This is a genomic window from Prevotella sp. PTAC (assembly GCF_013166535.1).
In the GTDB taxonomy this organism is placed as follows: Bacteria; Bacteroidota; Bacteroidia; order Bacteroidales; family Bacteroidaceae; genus Prevotella.
Map to the genome: position 1 here is coordinate 1 of NZ_JABKKK010000009.1, position 19,875 is coordinate 19,875.

General features: G+C 43.4%; 25 protein-coding genes. All 25 read right to left on the reverse strand.

All coding sequences use genetic code 11. The features are described 5' to 3' along the window. Nucleotides 1-2,162, reverse strand: a 2,162-nt coding sequence (locus HPS53_RS08050; RefSeq protein ID WP_172205541.1) for an ATP-binding protein, incomplete at its 3' end; no start/stop codon positions are given. A 4-nt stretch (nt 2,163-2,166) separates the two neighbouring features. Beyond that, nucleotides 2,167-3,546, reverse strand: a complete 1,380-nt coding sequence (locus HPS53_RS08055; protein ID WP_253942848.1) for an alpha/beta hydrolase — start codon at nt 3,544-3,546, stop codon at nt 2,167-2,169. 7 nt (nt 3,547-3,553) lie between these two features. Beyond that, complete coding sequence (locus HPS53_RS12610) at nt 3,554-4,354, reverse strand: META domain-containing protein (protein WP_253942849.1); 801 nt, start codon at nt 4,352-4,354, stop codon at nt 3,554-3,556. A 1-nt stretch (nt 4,355) separates the two neighbouring features. Then, nucleotides 4,356-4,700 carry a DUF3795 domain-containing protein gene (locus HPS53_RS08065; RefSeq protein WP_084081213.1) on the reverse strand — a complete coding sequence of 115 codons (345 nt, stop codon included), beginning with the start codon at nt 4,698-4,700 and terminating at the stop codon, nt 4,356-4,358. A gap of 4 nt (nt 4,701-4,704) precedes the next feature. Further along, complete coding sequence (locus HPS53_RS08070; RefSeq protein WP_236588616.1) at nt 4,705-5,121, reverse strand: DUF3795 domain-containing protein; 417 nt, start codon at nt 5,119-5,121, stop codon at nt 4,705-4,707. Between the two features lie 165 nt (nt 5,122-5,286). Next, on the reverse strand, nt 5,287-5,670 hold the full coding sequence (locus HPS53_RS12785) for an energy transducer TonB (RefSeq protein WP_371741815.1): 384 nt from the start codon (nt 5,668-5,670) through the stop codon (nt 5,287-5,289). Between the two features lie 84 nt (nt 5,671-5,754). Then, on the reverse strand, nt 5,755-6,627 hold the full coding sequence (locus tag HPS53_RS08075) for a M56 family metallopeptidase (RefSeq protein WP_253942850.1): 873 nt from the start codon (nt 6,625-6,627) through the stop codon (nt 5,755-5,757). A 5-nt stretch (nt 6,628-6,632) separates the two neighbouring features. Further along, entirely contained in the window at nt 6,633-6,992 is a 360-nt protein-coding gene (locus HPS53_RS08080) for a BlaI/MecI/CopY family transcriptional regulator (protein ID WP_172205543.1), read from the reverse strand. A 164-nt stretch (nt 6,993-7,156) separates the two neighbouring features. Next, nucleotides 7,157-7,522, reverse strand: a complete 366-nt coding sequence (locus HPS53_RS08085) for a VOC family protein (RefSeq protein ID WP_172205545.1) — start codon at nt 7,520-7,522, stop codon at nt 7,157-7,159. Between the two features lie 92 nt (nt 7,523-7,614). Then, nucleotides 7,615-8,421: a 4Fe-4S binding protein gene (locus tag HPS53_RS08090; protein WP_172205547.1), complete on the reverse strand. Its 807-nt coding sequence runs from the start codon at nt 8,419-8,421 to the stop codon at nt 7,615-7,617. Beyond that, complete coding sequence (locus HPS53_RS08095) at nt 8,418-9,047, reverse strand: hypothetical protein (protein ID WP_172205549.1); 630 nt, start codon at nt 9,045-9,047, stop codon at nt 8,418-8,420. The genes HPS53_RS08090 and HPS53_RS08095 overlap by 4 nt, the downstream gene beginning before the upstream one ends. Continuing rightward, nucleotides 9,044-9,646, reverse strand: a complete 603-nt coding sequence (locus HPS53_RS08100) for a TetR/AcrR family transcriptional regulator (protein ID WP_172205551.1) — start codon at nt 9,644-9,646, stop codon at nt 9,044-9,046. Before HPS53_RS08100 ends, HPS53_RS08095 begins: the two co-directional genes overlap by 4 nt. An 82-nt stretch (nt 9,647-9,728) precedes the next feature. Continuing rightward, entirely contained in the window at nt 9,729-10,529 is an 801-nt protein-coding gene (locus HPS53_RS08105; protein ID WP_172205553.1) for a helix-turn-helix domain-containing protein, read from the reverse strand. 148 nt (nt 10,530-10,677) lie between these two features. Then, a complete protein-coding gene (locus tag HPS53_RS08110; protein WP_172205555.1) occupies nt 10,678-11,358 on the reverse strand; it encodes a zinc ribbon domain-containing protein in 681 nt (226 codons plus the stop codon). A gap of 41 nt (nt 11,359-11,399) precedes the next feature. Then, complete coding sequence (locus tag HPS53_RS08115) at nt 11,400-11,849, reverse strand: DUF6194 family protein (protein WP_216651906.1); 450 nt, start codon at nt 11,847-11,849, stop codon at nt 11,400-11,402. 2 nt (nt 11,850-11,851) lie between these two features. After that, on the reverse strand, nt 11,852-12,454 hold the full coding sequence (locus HPS53_RS08120) for a uracil-DNA glycosylase family protein (protein ID WP_172205557.1): 603 nt from the start codon (nt 12,452-12,454) through the stop codon (nt 11,852-11,854). Nucleotides 12,455-12,477: 23 nt separating this feature from the next. Next, a complete protein-coding gene (locus HPS53_RS08125) occupies nt 12,478-13,110 on the reverse strand; it encodes a hypothetical protein (RefSeq protein WP_172205559.1) in 633 nt (210 codons plus the stop codon). A 9-nt stretch (nt 13,111-13,119) separates the two neighbouring features. Next, nucleotides 13,120-14,904, reverse strand: coding sequence for a DUF4303 domain-containing protein (locus HPS53_RS08130; protein WP_172205561.1), 1,785 nt, complete (start codon nt 14,902-14,904; stop codon nt 13,120-13,122). Continuing rightward, nucleotides 14,894-15,685: a hypothetical protein gene (locus tag HPS53_RS08135; protein ID WP_172205563.1), complete on the reverse strand. Its 792-nt coding sequence runs from the start codon at nt 15,683-15,685 to the stop codon at nt 14,894-14,896. The genes HPS53_RS08130 and HPS53_RS08135 overlap by 11 nt, the downstream gene beginning before the upstream one ends. 66 nt (nt 15,686-15,751) lie before the next feature. Then, the gene (locus HPS53_RS12500; protein WP_216651912.1) at nt 15,752-16,384 is read right to left on the reverse strand and encodes a DUF2185 domain-containing protein; all 633 of its coding nucleotides are present in this window, start codon (nt 16,382-16,384) and stop codon (nt 15,752-15,754) included. 11 nt (nt 16,385-16,395) lie between these two features. Then, nucleotides 16,396-16,962, reverse strand: coding sequence for a zinc ribbon domain-containing protein (locus tag HPS53_RS12620; RefSeq protein ID WP_253942851.1), 567 nt, complete (start codon nt 16,960-16,962; stop codon nt 16,396-16,398). Between the two features lie 9 nt (nt 16,963-16,971). After that, entirely contained in the window at nt 16,972-17,868 is an 897-nt protein-coding gene (bla, locus tag HPS53_RS08155; RefSeq protein WP_172205565.1) for a class A beta-lactamase, read from the reverse strand. 19 nt (nt 17,869-17,887) lie between these two features. Continuing rightward, nucleotides 17,888-18,523, reverse strand: a complete 636-nt coding sequence (locus HPS53_RS08160; RefSeq protein WP_065539640.1) for a CatB-related O-acetyltransferase — start codon at nt 18,521-18,523, stop codon at nt 17,888-17,890. A 129-nt stretch (nt 18,524-18,652) separates the two neighbouring features. After that, entirely contained in the window at nt 18,653-19,024 is a 372-nt protein-coding gene (locus HPS53_RS08165) for a BlaI/MecI/CopY family transcriptional regulator (RefSeq protein ID WP_172205686.1), read from the reverse strand. A gap of 300 nt (nt 19,025-19,324) precedes the next feature. Further along, nucleotides 19,325-19,744, reverse strand: coding sequence for a conjugal transfer protein MobA (gene mobA, locus HPS53_RS08170; protein ID WP_172205567.1), 420 nt, complete (start codon nt 19,742-19,744; stop codon nt 19,325-19,327). Between the last annotated feature and the right edge of the window lie 131 nt (nt 19,745-19,875).

Below are 19,875 nucleotides of genomic sequence, written 5' to 3' on the forward strand. Positions count from 1 at the left end.
TGGTCGGCACGGAGTATCTCCCATGAACTTCGCAGGTGGTGTGTCAGGGCGTCCAGTTCCTGAAGGTCTTTCTTTAGACCCGCTTCCCTGATTGCCTGCATTTCCTTATCGGTTTCCGTTATCAGTTTCTCCAGCATGACGGCTTCATTGCCGTATGACAGCAGGGAGGTGAAATCCGGCTTTTCATTCCGGTTGCCTTTTATGGCGCACTTGTCAGAAATCTCCATCAGTTCCGATATGGAGAACGGTTTGAGCAGGCAACCGGAGAAACCACGTTCCATAAGCTCCTCCTTGCTGCAACTGCCGGAAGCGGTTGTCACGACTACCGGGATAGTCTTTGAATTGCCAACATTGGAGGTACGTAGCAGCTCCAGCAGCTCGAAGCCGTTGATTTCCGGCATGTTCAGATCCGTCAGAAGCAGGCTGTATTCTTTCCGGCGTATCATTTCCATCAGTTCCGCAGCATCGGTGCAGGTTTCGCAGTGTACGCCTTCCTGTGCATACATTTCTTTAAGCATCAGGAGAAGTACCTCGTCATTGTCGATGGCAATCACATCATGGAATGTACGGTCATGATGAATCCTTGTCTGATTTATCTTTTCCGGCAGTTCCCCGGCTGTCTGCATGGGTATTTTTACCGTGAAACGGCTGCCTTTGCCTTTCTCGCTCTCCAACCGTATCGTGCCGCCGAGCATTGTCACGATACGCTGAACGATGGACAGTCCCAGTCCGAAGCCGTCTTTTGCGGCAGCGTTTGACAGACGCTCAAACGCACCGAATACCCGTTGTTGTTCCTCTTCGGTCATACCTGTACCCGTATCTTTGACGATAAGTTTCAGGACGTCGTTATCATAGTCAGTTGTCAGAGAAACGCCACCGTTCTCCGTGAACTTGATGGCGTTTGACAGCAGGTTGTTGCCGATTTGTAGGATACGTTCCTTATCGGTCAAGACGACTGCATCCGTTTGATTGGTTATGGTCAGAGCCAGTCCCTTGTGCATGGCGATGGGCGTAAACTCCGTTTCGAACGTGTGAATAATTGCGGGAATTCTGCAAGGAGAAATGTTCGGCTGCTCCTTGCCGTTGTCCAGACGGAAGAAACTCAGCAGGGTGTTGAGCATTTCACGCATACGTTCCGAAGATTGCCGGATATTACGGACATATTGCTCTTTTTTATCCGCATCATTCCCTTTTTCCATCAACGCGGTATAACCGATTATTGCGGTTAAAGGTGTGCGCAGTTCATGCGTGATAGTATGCACGGCTTTCTTGCGAGAATTTATCAGTGCCTCGTTTTTCTCTACCGCTTGTTGTAGCTGTTTGATTAAATTTGTCGTTTCCCGTTTGTACCGCTTGATACGGTTAGTATTCCGGTGAATTATGATATATGAAATGATTAACAGAAGAAGGACGAATCCTGTCAAGCCACCTATCTGAATAAACGATTTTTCACGCATGGCGGCTATCTCGTCCTCTCTCTTTTGCAGGTCAGCTTGTATTTTTCCATCTATTTGGCGAATCAAACTTTGTAACTGACGGTTAAGTTCGGCATTCCGTGCAGCAAGACTGTCAGCGTGTTCCGATAAACGGCGGCTTTGTGCTTGTTGTTCGGCTATCATATTCCGGCTAAGAGAATGGAACATCGTGGTAGTCACGGTGGGCTTTGCTTCCTCCTTTTTACCAAAGATGCCCAAGAAGCCCTTTCGCTTCAGCTTCTTGGGTTGTTCTTGCGTACTTTTATATACGATTGCAGGCACTTGACGGGCTATCCTTTCTTTGATGCTTTTCTGTTCATCAAGCATCTGTACAATTCGTCGCATTTGTTTTTCTTTATCCTCTAAAAGATAGTGTACACTGTCAATGCGTTCAAACGGGTAGATAGACGTGAAATAATAAAGCATACTATCCAAAGCCATACGCTGCAAATGATAATCTGCAATATCTTTATCTTCCCATTCCAATATTGTTTCTCCTAACAGAGAAAATCCTGTTAAGCGAAAGTTTAATTCATTAACATGTCGGCGCAACTCATCAGTGGTTCGGTTCTCCTTCTCTAATACTTCAAGCTTTTTCCATTCATACTGATAGCAATATATAATCATTCCTATTAGTATGAATATTAGAATATAGCCACATGATATTAGCTTGCGGATTGAAATCATAAATTTAATGAGGTTTGAAAGAGATAAAATCAACAATGTCCTGAAGGACTTCGGGGGAGATCGTTTCCTCAATTGTGCCGTATTCCTGTACTGCACCCGTTTGAGCGTGCTGGAAAAGGTGATTAAGACCGGGATAAAGTTTTACGGTCGCTTTTGGTGCGATTCGTTGCATTTGAGGCATATTCAGTTCCGGACGAATCTGTATGTCTTTTTCTCCATAAAGCACGAATATCGGGCAATCTGTATTCGCGATGCTTTCAGCAGGTGCAAAACCAATATAGTAATTTAACCAACGGTTAGTGTCAGAAGCTATCTTTGTCAGATTGGATTTTAATGATGTGTAAACTGGTGTATTCCCCCAATTTGCACATATAGCTTCAATACTGTCAACGGTCATATTGTTATCCTTCCTTATTTTCAGTTCATACATCTTGCGCAATGCTTCAACATAATCAGACACAATATCCGCCGGCATGTTACCTTGTTCCAGCATTGTTGCACTCTGGTCTATCAATACCGAGTCACCTCGAACCGCCTGTGCGCCAATGGCAATAATGAAATTCGGATTTGAGAATAATCCCGAATTGTTCTCTGCTCCCAGTATAAATGCCACTGCCGCTCCCTCGCTATGCCCCAATATTCCGACATTTTTGAATTTCATTTCTTTGCGCAGGTATTCCATTGCCGTTTTCGCATCCCGTGCAAAATCTTCAGTGGTGGCATTTTTGCCGTCGCCGGTTGATTCTCCATATCCTCGGTCATCATATCGTAAGGTTGCAACGCCGTTTCGGGCAAGGTAATCGGCGATGACAGCAAACGGCTTATGTCCGTATATTTCTTCATCGCGGTTTTGCAATCCGCTACCGGTAATCATTACGATAACCGGAGTTGTCTCATTAAAACCTTCAGGTAAAGTAAATGTCCCAGCGAGAGTAACACTATCTGATAAGTTATTGAAATGCAACTCCTTTATAGTGTATGGATATGGTGGCTTAGGCGTTTGAGGTCGCTTTAATTCCACAATACCCGGAAATAATTCAAGGTCGGTACTCATTGCCCCTTGTGTGCATTTCCCAATGAGTTTCCCATCTTGTTTTCGTCCGGCAAATGTCAATCCGATGCGTCTAACCGTCACATTTACAGAATCCGCCGAAATAAAATTCACTTCTCCGGCTATTCCGTATGCTCCTTGATCCGGAGAATCAAGCGTAACTGACGTTTTGCCATCTTCTTCTGTCTTGAAATTGAAAACAATCTTTAATACCACTTGTGGAGTTATCTTCAGCGTACCATGCCATGCACCCGAAATATTATCATCGGAAGCCATGATGTTTAGCATGGAACAGGTGGTTAAAATAGTTGCAATTATTATTCTTTTCATCATTGTAAAACTATTGCTTTGTTAGCTCCATTAATATATGACCATACGTATCTTTCAGATACAGCACAGTGTTATTTTTTAGCTCGTATGACTTGACACAGTGTAGATTTGTCTCTATACTTCTTTCCAATTCCATATCATCACAAGAAACTATGCACTCTACTGCCTTTTCAGTCATGGATATGTTGGAGAAGCCCAAAATATTATTATCCTCGACAAAATTGCCTGATATTATGTTACAGTCAGTGGTGCAGACAAATCCGGTGTTATTCAACTGTAAAACGCAGTCCGATTCCTCATTTACATCAGTAAGTTCGTTTGAAGTTGTAACGATGCTGTTGTACTTTTCAATTCGCCATTTTCCATACAAACTTTCATCCGGTGAGTCATAACTGATTAGTTCCATCATTATATGACCCTTGTCATCCTTCAATACCAAAGTGGTGTCATCCGTAATCTCGTATGATTTGATACATGGCAAATTAAATATTATGCTCCTTTCCACCATCATGTCATCACAAGCTAATTCGGTAAAGGATATACCGGAGAATTTCAAAGTGTTTTTGCTTTTTTCAAAACAGCCGGAGATGGTATTGCAATCGGTGGTACAATAGAATACTCCGGTTTTATCCATCTGCAATACATAATTACAATTCTCATTTACCTGTGTCAGCCTGTATGAAGAAGTGGCGATACAGTTGTATTTCTCAAGTCGCCATTCCCTGTATAGGGCATTATCTGACGGGGCATTGCATGAGCCAACCAATATGGCTAATGCAAGCATTATCGCTGTAAGAATGTTTGTTTTCATATCATTTGCGTTTTATGGTCTGGCATTTTCGCTTGCTCATTTCCTCTGCATACGCTATTTCTCCTTGTTCCCGTATATAGCTGATACAAGCCGGACGGTCGGAGTTAAAGAGCAACGCGAACACTTTGCTTATGAAGTTGGAATAGGTTTTACACTCTCTTACGTCACACTCGCATTCGGCACAAGTATGATAGCCTTTGTTTATGCAGCATTTGCGGATTTTACACCATGATGCTTTCTCGTTATTCCTGCATCCGGGGCATTTCCCAGACAAAAATTTGCGACACGCGCCACAATACAGCCCACAGGCGGCTATATTGTTTATATCTGTTGTTATATTTCCCATATATTCAATATTTTCTATTTGTATAATTTTTGCCACAGCCATAACATTTTCCGTTATGCACGGATATGACACCACCGCAATCGGAGCAAGTCCAACGTTCTTTTTCCCTTTGTAAGAACTTTTTAAGACCGTTCTCTCCAATAAAGGCGAGATTGCCCATCAGCGATTCTATCATCGGATAGGCGTTGGCATACCAACACTCCTTATTGACAATCTCCCGGCAAGGGTATTGAGGGCATTTGTCACAGAATCCGTCCGGCAGACTTTTTCGTATCTCGCATTTGACAATCTTGCATAAATTGGCACAATACTCACCTTTATTGCCCTCACTACGGCAACCCACGCAGGGACTATCTTCTCGCAATGCTTCGCTGCAAACAGCGCAGTTTAGCCCACATAGGGCAATCATATTCCTGTCCATAAAACTGATTAATTCAACTTGTCGGAATCATCCCGACTATAAGACCTTTATATCGCAGTCTATCTCTTAGAGATAACTAAGGCTACTAATGATACAAGGTATGCCGTACTGCAAAATACGGCACACTCCAAGTATCAGATAAGATATATGTATTTTTTAGAAGTTTTATTGCTGTTTGTTGACCGAATAGTTGAAAGCCAGTGTGTAACTTGATTCCGCAGGCAGTCCTCCATTGAGACCGGGGTGGAATTTTGGAAGCATACGAGCCACACGCAGAGCTTCGGCATCCAGCACTTGGCCTGAGCTTTTTACAATTCGGGCATCTTTTACTACGCCGTCTTTAGCGATTGTGAGCTGAACCACCGCATCCATATCAAGAATACCGTTGACGTATGTGCTTTCAGGGAAAGATATATTCTTGTTGACAAACTCCGTCAACTTATCTTTACCTCCGGGAAAGTTTGGGGCGGTTTCTGTCCTGATGAATGGCACGGCATCGGCCGCGTCCGCTTTCTCCGTGACCACCACATCGGAATTTCTTTCTGTCACTCGAATGGTGGAATCGGATTTTTCGCTAATTTTGTAACGCAGATCCTCCACCGGCGTAGCGGCAGATACCTCGTTGATTACTGCTTACACCGCAGGGGTGGCCAGACCGATTAACGCGAGTGCCATTGCAGGCACCATGACAAAAGCACGCACACGGGCTTTGCCTGTCGGTTTGCTTGATAACATCATAGTTATACGTTTTTTAAGTGAACTGTGATTGAGACAGTTGGAAAGAGTTGCGAACCTTGCTCCAACTGTCTTTTTTATTAGAAACATCTGATACTCTTCTCGTTTTACGCCCGATGCAAGCACATGGCTGTCGGCTTCATACTCATGGAGGGTATGAAGCTCATTGCGCAGAAGCCATATAGCGGGACAATACCAAGTGATAATAATCGCAGCCTGCATAAAAAGCAAGTCAATCCAATGGCGACATTCTATATGCGCTTTTTCATGGCATACTATCATCTGCCCGAACTCATACCAGTCACGTCTTGGCATCATGATATATCCGCACCATGCAAACGGGGCGACGCTGTTATGGCGATGAAGTATAATGCGGCAGTCATCCTGTTTTATATGCTCACCTTTGAGAATGAACAGTGCCAACCGTACCAGTGAAACGAGGAAATAGAGAATCATGACAATAACCCCTATAAGGAAAAGTGTGACTATATAATCCCATATCGGAGTGATTTGCTCCAGTACCGTATTGGCTATATAGGCAACATCGACCGGATTAAAAGCGATTTCAACATTATTTTCCACAATATCCGCTACCCAAAAAGGATTCAGAATAAACACCGGGAGAATAAAAGAGATACCTACGCAAGAAAGCAACAGAGTCCGATTGAACCGGAAACAGCCCAAGTTGGCAAGGGCGCATTTATAGACCGCCCACACTAATATCAGGAGGGTGCTTGCCAATAATGAATATGCCAAAAGTACGCCTGCCATTGGTATTACTTTCTTTTATCAAATATTTGTAAAATCAGTTCTTTTGCCTCTATATCGCTGCATCCATCGCTTTTAATCAGGAAGTTCACAACATTCTGAATGGAATTGTCGAAATACCGCCTAATGACACTCTTCAGATTTTGTCCACAATAATCTTCCCGCTCTATTATTGGGAAATATATGAAGCCTGAGCTTTCAACCTTGTGGTCGAGATAGCCTTTCTGTTCAAGAAATTTCACGAATGTAGCTACCGTAGTCCGGCTTGGACGCGGCTCATTGTGAAGGGCAACGACATCCCGAACCGAGAGTGCCCCGCTTTCCCAAAAGAAGTTCATCACTTCTTCTCTTTCTGTTAATGGCCTCATATCTTCCATTTTATATAGTCTAATTGAATTAGACTATTTGATAATGCAAAAGTAGTCTAATTATTTTAGACAACAAAATAATCGGGCAGAAAAAATTGATTATAGATACGGATAGTGGAGAAAACCGAGTAGTTCTCTCCACTGTAACCTACGTTTTCGGCTCTTTACTTGTCGCCATAAAGCCCGATGCGGTTGCCGACAGGATCGGCGATGATAGCGAAGTAACCCCAACCGTCAACCTGAATCTTGGTCTTGGGAGTTACGAGCGTCGCGCTGTTATCCAACGCAGCTTTCACGCTGGCATCCAAATCTTTTGTCTGGAGATATATCAACACGCCTCCGTTAGAGGGTGCGAAACTGGGAAACGAGGGAGCCGAGGAGATTGAGCATACACTCTTACCTTCTTTCATAAGACAGGCCATTTTCTCATCGCCGAACTGGGACACCTCCAGCTTTTCGCCAAAGAGAGCCTGATAGAACGCCACCGACTTGTCAAAGTCATTGGTGGGGATTTCAAAAAATGCAATCATACTTTTTATTATTTGATTAGTACGCTGCAAAGTTACAGCGATGTAATAGCCTGTGATAGTAAAAAGCGGACATCCGTGTTAAGTTAAAAGACCTAATGATGATTATCCTCAGCTTTATAATTATTCTGCAATTTGTTACTGAATGATTCCCTGAGAGCTATCCGCAATCCGTTCAAAAAAGATTCACGGATATATATTGAGGATGTCGGACAGTTGTCGGCGCATAATCGGCACTGGATACAATTTTTCTCGTCCATCGGCAAAATCGTATCTTTTTGTGCAAATATGTGCATCGGACAAACGTTGATACATTTTCCGCACTTTATACAAGTAGAGGTATTAAGGAATACCACCTTATCACCTATCACTATATTTGAACCATTGTGCCGTATCGGTATGCCATCTGAATATCCTGCAACAGGATTTTTATGGGCAAGAGCCAACGGATGCAATTTCCATCGAAGCTTTTCCACAAACAGCCTTGCCTTGAATATATCCCGCTCATTCGGTCTGGCTTTATTGTAGCCGTCCATCAGAACCCACGGCCCGGTGCGGTCAAATCCTTGACAGGAAAACTCTCCGACTATAATTCCTCCTTTCGCCTCTATGATTTTTTTGAGGTGCTTATGATATGCCCCCAAGAAAGGTCTGCAACGGGTGGAAAATACGAACACGTTTTTACCTTTAAGATATTGACCTGAAACAAATCTTTGAAGTCGTATATCGTGAGCGGCAAAGTTAATCGCGGAGCCAAAGCCGATAAGGTCATAATCCGACAGGTCGATTGACGGATTGCTGTCGATAGATACCAATTCGGCAGATAGGGCATCCTTCATGCTTTCCGCAATCTTCAACGTGTTTCCTCTATATGAGGAACGATAGAATATTATTGTCTTCATCTTGCGACTGATATTTTTGTTTCAGGTGTTCCGGGGCCTCCATTTACGCCTTTATAGCCTACAAACATCAGAGAACTCGTGTCAAAGTAATAATCACAGCTCCAGAAAGCAGACATAAAGCCGGTAAGACTGACTTCTATCCTTACGGCGTTCTTTCCGTCTAATTTCTCAGTTCCTTTCTTTGCTGCCGACATGGTATAGAGCTTCATGTTGTCGTGGCGAAAACATTCGTATTCCACAGACCTGCCATTTTTCAGAGTTAATCCCGCATTATAGGCTATGTTTTGATACCACGGCTTGCCTTTACTTTTCACCTTTTTTGAAATCTGTTTTCCATTGAATTTGCCGGATATGGAGTATATCCCATTATTCAGACTGATTGACAGATTGGTGTTTGAAGAAGTATTTACTATCTTCCAACTCTCGGTTTTATAACCGCTTCCTAAGATATACTCATGCTTCTCATTGCCTTGAACCGTGTACAGGTATATCTTTCCATTCTTGCGTTCTTCCATCCATTTGATGGATGTTTTGGTCTTGCCGCAGATGGAAATGTAATTTCTTTCCTGCGCCATAGCAAATGCTGCAAGAAATAATGTAAGTACTATTGTAATAATATGTTTCATAGACAGTTATTGTCAAAGATAAAATCCACATATTTGGAAATCATAGCTTCCATTCTTTCCCATGCTTCCGGGTTACTGAAATCTATGCCGTTGATTTTGTGGTATTGCCTTGTGAAAAGAACAATGTAGTTGATTGCGGATATGATTATTGCAATCGACATATTGTTGTCGACACTCTTGCCCAAATACCTGTTCAGTTCCTCCTGCAATTTATGACCGACACGCTCACGTTCTTCTATAATTCCCTTGAAAGATGAATGACCTGAAAGTTCCCATACCAGAAGTTCTTGCATGAGTACATTATCTTTTAGATAGTTAAGTTGACACATAAACACATCCTTAACAATCTGCTTTATGTTACCGTCTTTAGCTCGTTTAATGGTGTCAATAAACTCCGAATAGGCAAACGAATAATAGTCATGACGCTTTGCCCATTCCACGAGCAAACCATCCAATCCACCGAAATAGCGATAAATCAAAACCTTATCGCATCCGGCTTGATTAGCTATGCGATTAACTCCGATTTTGGTAAAACCGTCGTTCTCTACGATTTGGCTCACGGCTTCAAGAAGCCTTTTTTCTGTTTCTTTCAATTCCACCTTATATAACGTCACTAAGTGGTGACAAAATTATAAAAATAATCGGTGACAACCAAATACAAGGCTGTATAAACGCTATTTTTCAGAATGTAAAATAGTCAGAAACAGGAGAGTATCGAGCAATATACTCTTTCGGTGTGTAGCCAGAGAATAGCTTGAATTCTTTAATCATGTGGGATTGGTCGGTGTACCCACATTCGTATGACAGCTGCGCAAAACCTATTCCCTGATTATGCTGCATGACAGATAAGGTACGTTGCAACCTGACTATACGCATGAAATCTTTGGGTGTCGTTCCTATGTTTTCCGAGAAAATCCGGGAGAATTGCTTTTCGCTCAGGCACGCAATATTCGAAAGTGCCCTGATATTTGTTTGAGTGGAATTGTTGATATGACGTACCACTTCCGCCAGTCGTGGCAGATGATAAGGTGTCCCGTACATCAGGCACTTATAGAAATAATTCTCTATCAGTTCAATGCAGATGTCGTGATTTTCACTGTCTTCAACTCTGTGTGCCAAATCACGCAAGGCTGGATTTTCAATGTCCGCAACCGCCACATTCCAGTCACGTAGTAAAGTGACTGGCATATGAAAGAATATTTTTGCTGCATGAGGTTGGAATATCACCACTATCATTTCGATGTCACCGGTTGAAGTCACATCTGAATAACCGCTTTCCTGACCGCAAATAAAACTATGCGGTTGCAATTCATCACGGTTCGTGACTTTGAGCCTTTCGCCTCGATGGAACACAAGTGATATACAGCCTGTCGGCAAAGTGCGTTGCGACACTATGCCTGAGGTACTATCCTGCAATATCCAGTAATACCGTATGAACGGTTTCAGGGCAGGCGTTGGCTGTATGATTCTGAATGTCTGCATCCCGTAAAATTACAACATGACAATTTCCAATGATAGTAAAAAACAGACATTGGTGTTATATGCCTCACTCAACCGTAAATTCCTCTGAATGATAGCTGTTGTAAAAACGACCGGATACATTTGTTCCGAATCTCTCATAATTTATGTGTTATATGGTGATGTGAACAAACTCGCGGTTTATCCAGATGGTAGCCTCATTTCCGATAAAGCGAATAAGCACATAGTTCGAATCTGCCGGGCCGGCGGGGAAATAATTTATAAAATACTCCTGCCACATCCGTTTGCGGGTTACATCATCCGTAATGATTTCGACTGTGCCGCGCAAAGCAACACTATCGCCGTAAAATGAATAGGAAAGCCCGGCTTTGGGATTGAGCCTGAAATCGGCAACCTTTTCGGAGTCTGCTGCGGTCACTGCCCAAACTTCATTGCATCCTAACGAGTGAATTTTATCCAATGGCACAGGGCGAGGAAAACCCTCCGCATTGACCGATGCCAGCGTAACCTCTTTGCATTGGGAAAGAAGATGGATCGCTTTTTCAATCAAACTTCTTTCATCTTTCTCTTTCCAGCGTTTGAGTGTTGGGAAGATTTGTTGCATTTGAGCCTTTGCCTGTTGGGGCGTCAGATTCCAACCCGTTTCCTTGTTAATCTGGTCGGTAAACTGAGTGCAGAACTCTATCATCTGGCTCATGTTGAAATCTTGGAGGAAAGCACCGCCTTTGTAGCAGTAGCCACAATAGTCCTCGCTTTTACTGCCGTCTGAATTTGTGCCGATGTTACCCTCTACAAGGGGCATACCGCAGCTTTGACAAAATCTTTGTTCCATATGTTCTATCATCGTTTTCAAATAATCAGTTCACTATCCCGTCATCTTTTTTTGAATTTCTCTTTTGCGTATTCGTAGGATTCAAGGATGTAAGGTTTTAATAATTCAAATGTCGCTTCAGATGGGGTTAAAGCGCAAATCCAGCCCATCCACGCATAAACCGGATGCGGCATAATGACATCCTTTGCGGTAAATTCATACGGCATATCTACAATGCAACCTTTACATGGACGTTTGGGCAGTTCTCCGAATAAAGTGCGGAAAGTCTGTTTTCTGACTCCTATATTTATTCGCCACACATCCTTGCGGTCAAGGTGGGAAGCTCGATCATTGTCGCCATCCTTTTCTTTTATCGTCAAGATATAAATCCCACGTTTCAACACTGCATCCGGATTGTAGAAAATCCCACGCTCGCCCCAACTGTTTACTTCGACCGTCCCTTCAAGGTTGTCAAGGCAATATTTCAAAATATCATCAGGTGCAATAGCCATCTTTAATCAAAACATTTAATTAACCTGTACATCGTTTCTATATCCTTCGATGCCATCTCGAATTTTGACTTTTCAATCAGAATGTTCTGACCGGTCATGATGTATGAAGGTATAATGCGTATTCCATTATAGAAAATCTCAGTATTACGTAACTTGTAAGTAGATATACTTGGAACGGCATTTTTCTTGGTCGCCTTCTTGCATATCATATTAAAGGCTTTCTTTGCCACATCCCCCATAAGCATGATAACCTTGACGTTTGGAAACAAAGCAAGCTCTTTTTCCAGATAGGGCAGGCTATCCTCTATGCTCTCCTTTGAAACTGCATATTCGCTTTTAGGTATCTTGACAGCATTGGTAATGTAAATTCCATGATCCAGAATGTCCTGTATTGAATTTACCTCTATCCCTGCTTTTCTGAACAATGGAATTGTCGTTGACATATACGCGGAATCCTGTTTCCCGTAGAAATCCTCCTCCGGACATGACGGGACAACCTCATTTATCATGGTTGCCCGTATCGTTCCCGGCTCAATATTTACGTCATTAAGCCGTAGATTTTGGGTATCCCCACAGAGTTGTTGTAGTTCCGACTTTATATTCATGATTCTCCTGAGGTTAAACGAATTTAGCTGTTTTCAAAGAGCCCTTCAAAAATCATTGCAGATTCCTCCGACAAACGCCGGGTTGCAGCTATACTTTGAGCCAACACAACTCCTTTTGAATTGATTCGTAATGGCTTCTCTTTACTCTTCGGATAACCGAATCTAAGAAGTGGCACAACCTCATCAGGAATGAGGCGCGGTTGGATAACACTGCCATTTTCTCCCCATACTGCCCATTCGGCACAGCAATTAAACGGTTCCTGATACTTGCAATGGGGTTTGTCGCCGGGAATAATCATCGTGAGATTCTCAGGCACACTCTGGAGACTTTTATAAGAAACGTCTTTTGCACAAAAGAATGAGTCAGAGACCTTAACGACAACACCTCCGGGAATAAGAGACCTGTAAGGATTTCCGAGTTCTCTTATGCAATAGTCGAAGGCTCTTTCCTTATGCGTCACTTCCAATCTTGCCATTATGTAGAGATGCCTATCAAGCAATGAGACCGGAAATACGACATCTCCCTCTTTTATTGATGCTATTGATGGCATCCTTGAGTGGATGCTGCCAAACACTACTTTTACAGGCCCTGTGTCATTTGATTTTCTTAGTTCGTCCAACCAGTCCTGAGGCCAGTAAACAGTATAATATGCCATAATACGATGTTACTTGTTTCTATTCAAAAAAGCTGCTGCCAGTTCGGGGCTGTTCAGTGTCATGGCTGACGAGTCTTCAAGATTTTCAGCGTCTTCATCATCCGATATTGAAATGAAGAATGTGATTTCTTCGGTGCCTTCTCCGAATATTCCCGAGCCTTTGACCTGCGCCATCGCTGATATCATTGCACTGAAGAAAAAGGCTTCGCCCGGCAAAGTGGCGTGGTTTTCCCACAGCGATTTGCTGAGCTTCACCAGTTCGCTGCCATGTCCGTCAGAATATCCCCATTCATCCGGATGCCATTTGCTCTCGTCATCGGGTTCTTCGTCTTCGCTTTGAAGGTACTCCAACGTGTTCACAGCGAGAAAAAGAGAGCAGCAATACCTGTCGGTGACCAAAGCGGCAGTGTATATGTGCTCATCATCTATGCGGCCAAGAATTTCGCGCAGGTCAGTTGTAACCGCATCTCTGATTTTTTCAGTCACTTCCTGCCAGAACGGGGCTACGGGAGTGGCCGGTTCTTCTTTTTTCCGCTCGCGGGCTTCAAAGTCGGGCGAGTTGATATAGCTGATATACTCTTTGGCTTCTTCCGAACCGAGTTTTACAGCATCCTCAAAATATTGGTATCCCAACTCTATATCCATTTCGGTGCCACGTCCGAAGGCATACGCCACGCCGAGTGCGGTGAGCACCTTGACGGTTATTGACTCCCATAGATTGTCGATGTCTTCCCCGGCTTCATGAAGATACTCGAATGCCACATCGTCGTCTTGAACTGTTCCCAGCCCCTCCTGATAGCATAAACCGAGGTAGGCGGCGGTCTGCGTCCGGGTGGTCTCGCTGCATTTCGGGTTTTGGTATGCCTTTTCAAACCATTCCACAGCCTTGGCGTAGTCCTGCTCCACATCACCGAAGCCTTCAAACAGATAATATCCGACCTCAAATTGTCCTGCGGGATGTCCGCATTTGGCAGCCATTTCATAGAGTTGATATGCAAGGTCGATATTCTCATCCACTTCTTCACCGGCTTCGTAGATATGCCCGGCATTGTATGCTCCCTGGGGGTCGCCCCTGCGGGCAGCCTCCACATATCGCAACAGCCCACCGTATGAGTCGCCCTTCTCGGTGCGGAGATAATAGCCGTAGTTGTTGCAGATTACGGGTGAAATATCCGCCAGCATCAAGTAATATTTCTCATAAACATCCCGCGCAATCTCGCAGAGGCCGGATTTGCGTATGTCGCAGTAATTGCCCCATCCGGCACAAAGCCCGCCGTCGAAACTGCGCTCGTACCACGCCTTTGCTATCGGCCAGGCCCATGCGTTATAGTCGCTTTCGTCTTTGAATTGCTTGGCATAGTCTGGCTCGACACGCAGATAGTCGCCCCAATAATACACATTGCCGACCATGTAGCAACAGAAGGCGTCGCCCCGCTCTGCCTGACCGAGAATCTCCTCAAACGCTTCCTTAAACGAGGCGAACGGCATTGCACGTTCCACCGAAGGGGTAAGGTTTGCGCTTCGCGCAGCACAAAGAACGCCCGTGGCACTGCCCATCATCACGCTCTTCCGCATCAGCTTCGATGCGTTTTCATCGTCAGCTTTGAAGCCTGCCTGCGGCCACACATACGACTCACCCGTGAAGCAGCGGGCTATGAATGCCAGCGCATCTGCATCGCCCTGTTGCGCTGCCTGCATGAGCATCGCATAGCCCTGACGTATCTTCTCACGGTCGAAACTCGACCAAATCAGTTTGACAGCCGTTTTCACCGGCTTGCTATATTTACCTTTCATCTTTTTCTTCGTCTAAAAATCTGAACATCAGTCTTTCAAAGTGGTTGTTGACATCAAATTGCTCCCAGCCGGCAATAGACTCAGGCAATCCATCCACATCAATCAGATCCCAAAGCCAGCTTCGCAATAGTCTGAAATCCGACATTTTTCCTCTATAGCCTATTGGAGTCTGTTCTGTCCATCTGACATATTCAACTTTGTATGCCTGCTCAGGACCTGTATCCTTGTCGCATCGACGTATCTCGACGTACCCGCCGTTATCTTTAGCAAAGCAATAAAGCATACTTCGCGATTTGCCCTCTATGATATTTTCCAATGCACCGATCACATCGGCACAACTGAAATATCGGAAATCCTCATTATCCACTGTCAGTTTGTCGGCATCTTTTTCTTCATCCTCAGAATAGATTTTCTGACAATGCCAATCGGTCATGTCGGGGAGCGATGCGGTGCGGAAAAAAGTGCACATAATATCAGCGGCCTCGTCACAATATACGTCAGACCGCCACATACGGAATAAATATCCTTTAACCCTTAAACACACAGCAATACTGCAATCTTTAAAGTAGTCAATAGAATAAGCCTCGGCATGTCTGACCAATACCACCGGCACACATTTTTCAAGGTATACCGCCACATTGTCCTCTATGTCGTCTATGGCATCACGGATTTTCTCCTCGGTCACATTGGATGTGCGCCTGGTTCCATTCTCTGTCCCCAGCACATATTGCGGCTTGCGGGCTTTAATTCCCGGGAATATACTGCGTGATTCGTTGCTCATTTTCAATTAGCTGTTTTTATGTTCATCAGTCAGTCTGATGCTTTCGATTGATATGTAGGGCATGATTTAATTCTTTGCAATTACCCACTTGTCATTCTTGGATTCTCTTTCTGCACAATGGCCCAGAGGTAAATCTTTCAGGTTGACGATAGTCGGGTCTAAATCCAATACATACTTTAATGAAACTATCCTTGCATCGCTTTCGTTATGTTCTTTACCACAAAGGAATTGCCATGCTCCGTCATCCGCATCGTGAGAAACAAATAATATTTTTTCTCTACCATCCAGAATATGACTGCATATGAAAACAGCTGTATTTGGAGCGTCTGAAAACGGGAAAATATCATTACCCTTATTGGGACTGTTTATATGCTTGCTGATAGCCATTGCTATCCAACCTATTGCAAGATATACTATTGCATAGACGACAAACCATAATTCATGTATGTCAAAGAAAATCCATGTCCCGGCAAGAAACGCTACGGCTGACACCAATGGAAGATTCCACATTTTTTTTATGTCTTTCCCGCAGCGATAACCAAGAATCGCAGAATAAATAGGATTCACAATTAAGAAAAGCATCATGCACAGTGCCATTCCGGAACATTCAGACGCAAGCCGGGCAACGGCAAAAGGCAATGCTAACATCACAAGGATTGTGATTGCCAGCCAAATAATTATAGCTCTTTTATTAACCATCAGTATAATACTTATTTTAGTATGTCGGAAAGGCTCGATTCTACAAACATTGTCGGAGTAAACTCCACAATCCGGTAGTCGGCAATTCCGTTGATGTTGAACGGATCTTGAGCGATGATGGAGTCTACCAACGCGCGATTGTCAGACTTTATCATTATCACACCGCCAACGCGGGGAGCCTGCGGACCGGATGCGATGAAATCGCCAGCCGCATAGTGCTCGGCAAGATAGTCACGATGTGCCTGAAGGAAACGGTCGACTTCTTCAAGCGGTTTTTTATATGTCAGAATTGCAATAAACATGGCTGTCCGGTTTTTCCAGCGTTTGAGTTGTGGAAAGAATTGACGCATCATGTCTTTTGCCTGCTCCTGTGTCAAGGTCTGTCCTGACTCCTTGTTTATCTCGTCGGTAAACTGAGCGCAATGTTCAATCATCTGCTCCATAGTGAAGTCTTGTGTGAATCTGCCATCCTTATAGCAGTAGATACAGTAATCCTCGTTGCGACTGCCATCAGCATTAGTACCTTTGTTGTCTGTAGTCAGCGGCATTCCGCAGCTTTGACAAAATTTATGTTCCATATTCTTATCTTATTTTTGTTTAATCAAACCTTCCAAGACAATCTTAGAAACCTCAGCAATGATGGCTGAGGTCGTTGCTATGTCGTAATTGGAATCAGCAACAAACACGGCAATAGAATATCTTGTACCATTAGGCAAATTCACATATCCACAATCATTTACTGCGGATATGCGACCTTCGGGTGTCGGAAATCCCGTACCTGTCTTATGTCCTATCAGGGCATTAGTAGGCAAAAGGGGTAAAGCAAGCCTGTCAAGCCCCGTGCGACACTGTTCAAGCATGACGGATATTTCAGAATATGACTGTGATGCGTTTCTCAATTCGTGGTAAAACCTATCAAATAGCTGCGCCATTGCCAAAGGTGTGGTACGGTTAAGATAGCTTAGGTATGGATCACGGTGCATATCTTCTTCCGAGGCTCCGATTACAATCTCATCAGAGATACCCATTTGCCTCATTATTGATGTTACTCCCGATGTTCCACCGACGCGATACAGGAGTATGTCTGCCGCATTGTTGTCACTCTCAACCAAAGACCATTCAAGCAGTTCTCTTACAGTCATGGCATTTAGGCTCTTACCATACTTTTTGAGCATCGGGCTATAGGTATCCTCTTTCATAGCCTTCTCGCTGAATGTTACGGTATCGTTCAGGGACATACCGTTAGTATTTATCCAGTGCGCTACCGTCAGAGCCAGCGGAAATTTGACTACGCTCATCATAGGGAAATCCCGATTGCCGTTGACAGATACGGTGTCTTTGCCATTGATAATGACCGCGACACCTATACGGGCATCTTTCCCTTTGATATACTCGTGCAAAGCATTCTCTATCGCCTTGTTTCTTTCAGCGAAAACAGGCGACATAAAAGTCAGAAATGTTATTATAATCAGTAATATCTTCATTTTGAATGCGTTTTGTCCCTCATATAAAATGACAGTCTAATGAACCTAAATCCCCGTCTTGAATAGCTTTGATTGAATTACGAATTATATCTGCGTCCCAGTTCCACCATTGGAGTTCTTGCAATCGGGCTATAATATCTGTAGAGAATCGTTTTCGTATTTCCTTTGCAGGAACACCGCCAACAATCGAGTATGGCTCGACATCCTTTGTGACAACAGCTCGTGTGCCAATTATAGCACCATCACCGATGGTCACTCCAGCCATTATTATAGCGTCATATCCAATCCACACATCATTGCCAATTACAATATCGCCCTTGTTATCCCAAGCAGAAACAACATCAGATTTCGGTAAGTCCCATTCCTCAAAGAAAAGTGGGAACGTGTATGTAGAAAGCGATTTCAGGGTATGGTTGGCGCAATTGAATATAAACTTTGCTCCGCAGGCTATTGAGCAAAACTTTCCGATAATCAAACGATCATGATTTATAGGATAATGATACAGCACGTTATTCTTCTCAAAGTCACGAGGGTCATTCACAAAATCATTGTAAATGGTAAAATCTCCGACTTCAATATTCTGGTGCGTTATGACTGATTTAAGATAGACAGTCTGATTATCACCAGAACGAGGATATATCTCTGTTTGGTTCATATCTAAAACTATTTGAGCCGTTCTATTTCATTTATATTCAATATGTGCAAATAATGATAAATATTGCCATCTTCCTGCGCATCAGCATTAATGCCAATAACGCTCTTGACTTCCATATAATAATCAGTTCTATTCTTGGCGATTGCCTTCTATCACCTGATTTATCAACTCCAGGACTTTATCGTCTGACATTTTCCTGTCCCTTACAAGAGTGCTTATCACTCCACGAATGGAATTGTTGAAATATCGCTGAACGACATTTTTCAGATTGTTACCACAATACTCCTCTCTTTCTATAAGGGGATAGTAGATGAATCCGTTGTTTCCTGCCGGCTTGTGGTCTAAAAAGCCCTTATCAACAAGAAACTTCACGAATGTAGATATGGCGGTTCTGCTTGGACGAGGTTCGGGATAAGTGGCAATAATCTCCTTAACGGTAGCTTCGCCCTTCTCCCAAAACTTATTCATCACTTCTTCTTCACGCTTGGTAAGTTGTTCCATCATAAAATGAAATTTGGTATATGCAAAATTAGTCTAAATAAATTAGTCAGTCAAGCAAATACGGCTATTTTTATGATTTATAAGCAAACGTTATTATTACGACAATGAAATTTATAGATTAATAAATGAAAATGAAGCAAGAGAATGTAGATAATTATTCCGCTTACTTCATTTTTTTATATACATTTTTATCCCTTTCGGATGGTTTTCATCCTTGAATTGAAACCCCGGCCGCCGATGATGACATGATCGGCAATGAAGTTGTTTGACGAACTTTGTTCATTTATCAGGCTACTTTCTTCAATTCTGTTGTTCCCACCTAGCATACATCTTCCTTGAAAGTTCCACAATTTCTTTGCTCAACTTCACAAGATCGATGGTATGTTTCTCCAGTTTGTAGAGCAACGTCATCGCCTTCTTCTCCGAAAAATGGATGCGCAATTCCTTCACGACTTGATTGTAATTGGTTCCTATACCGCGGAACTGGGCATGGAAGTCCGACAGTTTGGTGTAGTAATCCACCAGCGTCTTGTCCACCTTCAGCACCCTGAACTTCTGCCCGAAGAAGTGCGCCTTCAGAAAGACGGCTTTCGCATACACGTTCGATTCCTCGTACATCGTCAGGAACCTGTTCCATTCCACATCGTCGAAGCGCACCATCACGCAGTGCGTCTTCGGATTCAACTTGGGATTTCTCCCGTACTTGCTCTTCTTTTTCATTCTTCTTATTCTTTTAATTTTATGGCTTGTCCATTGTTTAATCTTTGATTAAGGAACCCCGAAATTATCCGACTGCGGAGGATAATTCTACCCACGGCGGTGAAGGTGTTTTCAGTTACTTAGAATTATTC

What these genes read in the sequence shown, in the direction of transcription:
- HPS53_RS12610 (WP_253942849.1), bottom strand. Translation starts at nt 4,354, where the DNA reads ATGAAAACAAACATTCTTACAGCGATAATGCTTGCATTAGCCATATTG.
- HPS53_RS08110 (WP_172205555.1), bottom strand. Translation starts at nt 11,358, where the DNA reads ATGGAACAAAGATTTTGTCAAAGCTGCGGTATGCCCCTTGTAGAGGGT.
- HPS53_RS08065 (WP_084081213.1), bottom strand. Translation starts at nt 4,700, where the DNA reads ATGGGAAATATAACAACAGATATAAACAATATAGCCGCCTGTGGGCTG.
- HPS53_RS08160 (WP_065539640.1), bottom strand. Translation starts at nt 18,523, where the DNA reads ATGAACCAAACAGAGATATATCCTCGTTCTGGTGATAATCAGACTGTC.
- HPS53_RS08075 (WP_253942850.1), bottom strand. Translation starts at nt 6,627, where the DNA reads ATGGCAGGCGTACTTTTGGCATATTCATTATTGGCAAGCACCCTCCTG.
- HPS53_RS08165 (WP_172205686.1), bottom strand. Translation starts at nt 19,024, where the DNA reads ATGGAACAACTTACCAAGCGTGAAGAAGAAGTGATGAATAAGTTTTGG.
- HPS53_RS08130 (WP_172205561.1), bottom strand. Translation starts at nt 14,904, where the DNA reads ATGAAAGGTAAATATAGCAAGCCGGTGAAAACGGCTGTCAAACTGATT.
- HPS53_RS08095 (WP_172205549.1), bottom strand. Translation starts at nt 9,047, where the DNA reads ATGAAACATATTATTACAATAGTACTTACATTATTTCTTGCAGCATTT.
- HPS53_RS08090 (WP_172205547.1), bottom strand. Translation starts at nt 8,421, where the DNA reads ATGAAGACAATAATATTCTATCGTTCCTCATATAGAGGAAACACGTTG.
- HPS53_RS08085 (WP_172205545.1), bottom strand. Translation starts at nt 7,522, where the DNA reads ATGATTGCATTTTTTGAAATCCCCACCAATGACTTTGACAAGTCGGTG.
- HPS53_RS08125 (WP_172205559.1), bottom strand. Translation starts at nt 13,110, where the DNA reads ATGGCATATTATACTGTTTACTGGCCTCAGGACTGGTTGGACGAACTA.
- HPS53_RS08120 (WP_172205557.1), bottom strand. Translation starts at nt 12,454, where the DNA reads ATGAATATAAAGTCGGAACTACAACAACTCTGTGGGGATACCCAAAAT.
- HPS53_RS08080 (WP_172205543.1), bottom strand. Translation starts at nt 6,992, where the DNA reads ATGAGGCCATTAACAGAAAGAGAAGAAGTGATGAACTTCTTTTGGGAA.
- bla (WP_172205565.1), bottom strand. Translation starts at nt 17,868, where the DNA reads ATGAAGATATTACTGATTATAATAACATTTCTGACTTTTATGTCGCCT.
- HPS53_RS08055 (WP_253942848.1), bottom strand. Translation starts at nt 3,546, where the DNA reads ATGATGAAAAGAATAATAATTGCAACTATTTTAACCACCTGTTCCATG.
- HPS53_RS12500 (WP_216651912.1), bottom strand. Translation starts at nt 16,384, where the DNA reads ATGGTTAATAAAAGAGCTATAATTATTTGGCTGGCAATCACAATCCTT.
- HPS53_RS12620 (WP_253942851.1), bottom strand. Translation starts at nt 16,962, where the DNA reads ATGGAACATAAATTTTGTCAAAGCTGCGGAATGCCGCTGACTACAGAC.
- HPS53_RS08105 (WP_172205553.1), bottom strand. Translation starts at nt 10,529, where the DNA reads ATGCAGACATTCAGAATCATACAGCCAACGCCTGCCCTGAAACCGTTC.
- mobA (WP_172205567.1), bottom strand. Translation starts at nt 19,744, where the DNA reads ATGAAAAAGAAGAGCAAGTACGGGAGAAATCCCAAGTTGAATCCGAAG.
- HPS53_RS08135 (WP_172205563.1), bottom strand. Translation starts at nt 15,685, where the DNA reads ATGAGCAACGAATCACGCAGTATATTCCCGGGAATTAAAGCCCGCAAG.
- HPS53_RS08115 (WP_216651906.1), bottom strand. Translation starts at nt 11,849, where the DNA reads ATGGCTATTGCACCTGATGATATTTTGAAATATTGCCTTGACAACCTT.
- HPS53_RS08070 (WP_236588616.1), bottom strand. Translation starts at nt 5,121, where the DNA reads ATGGACAGGAATATGATTGCCCTATGTGGGCTAAACTGCGCTGTTTGC.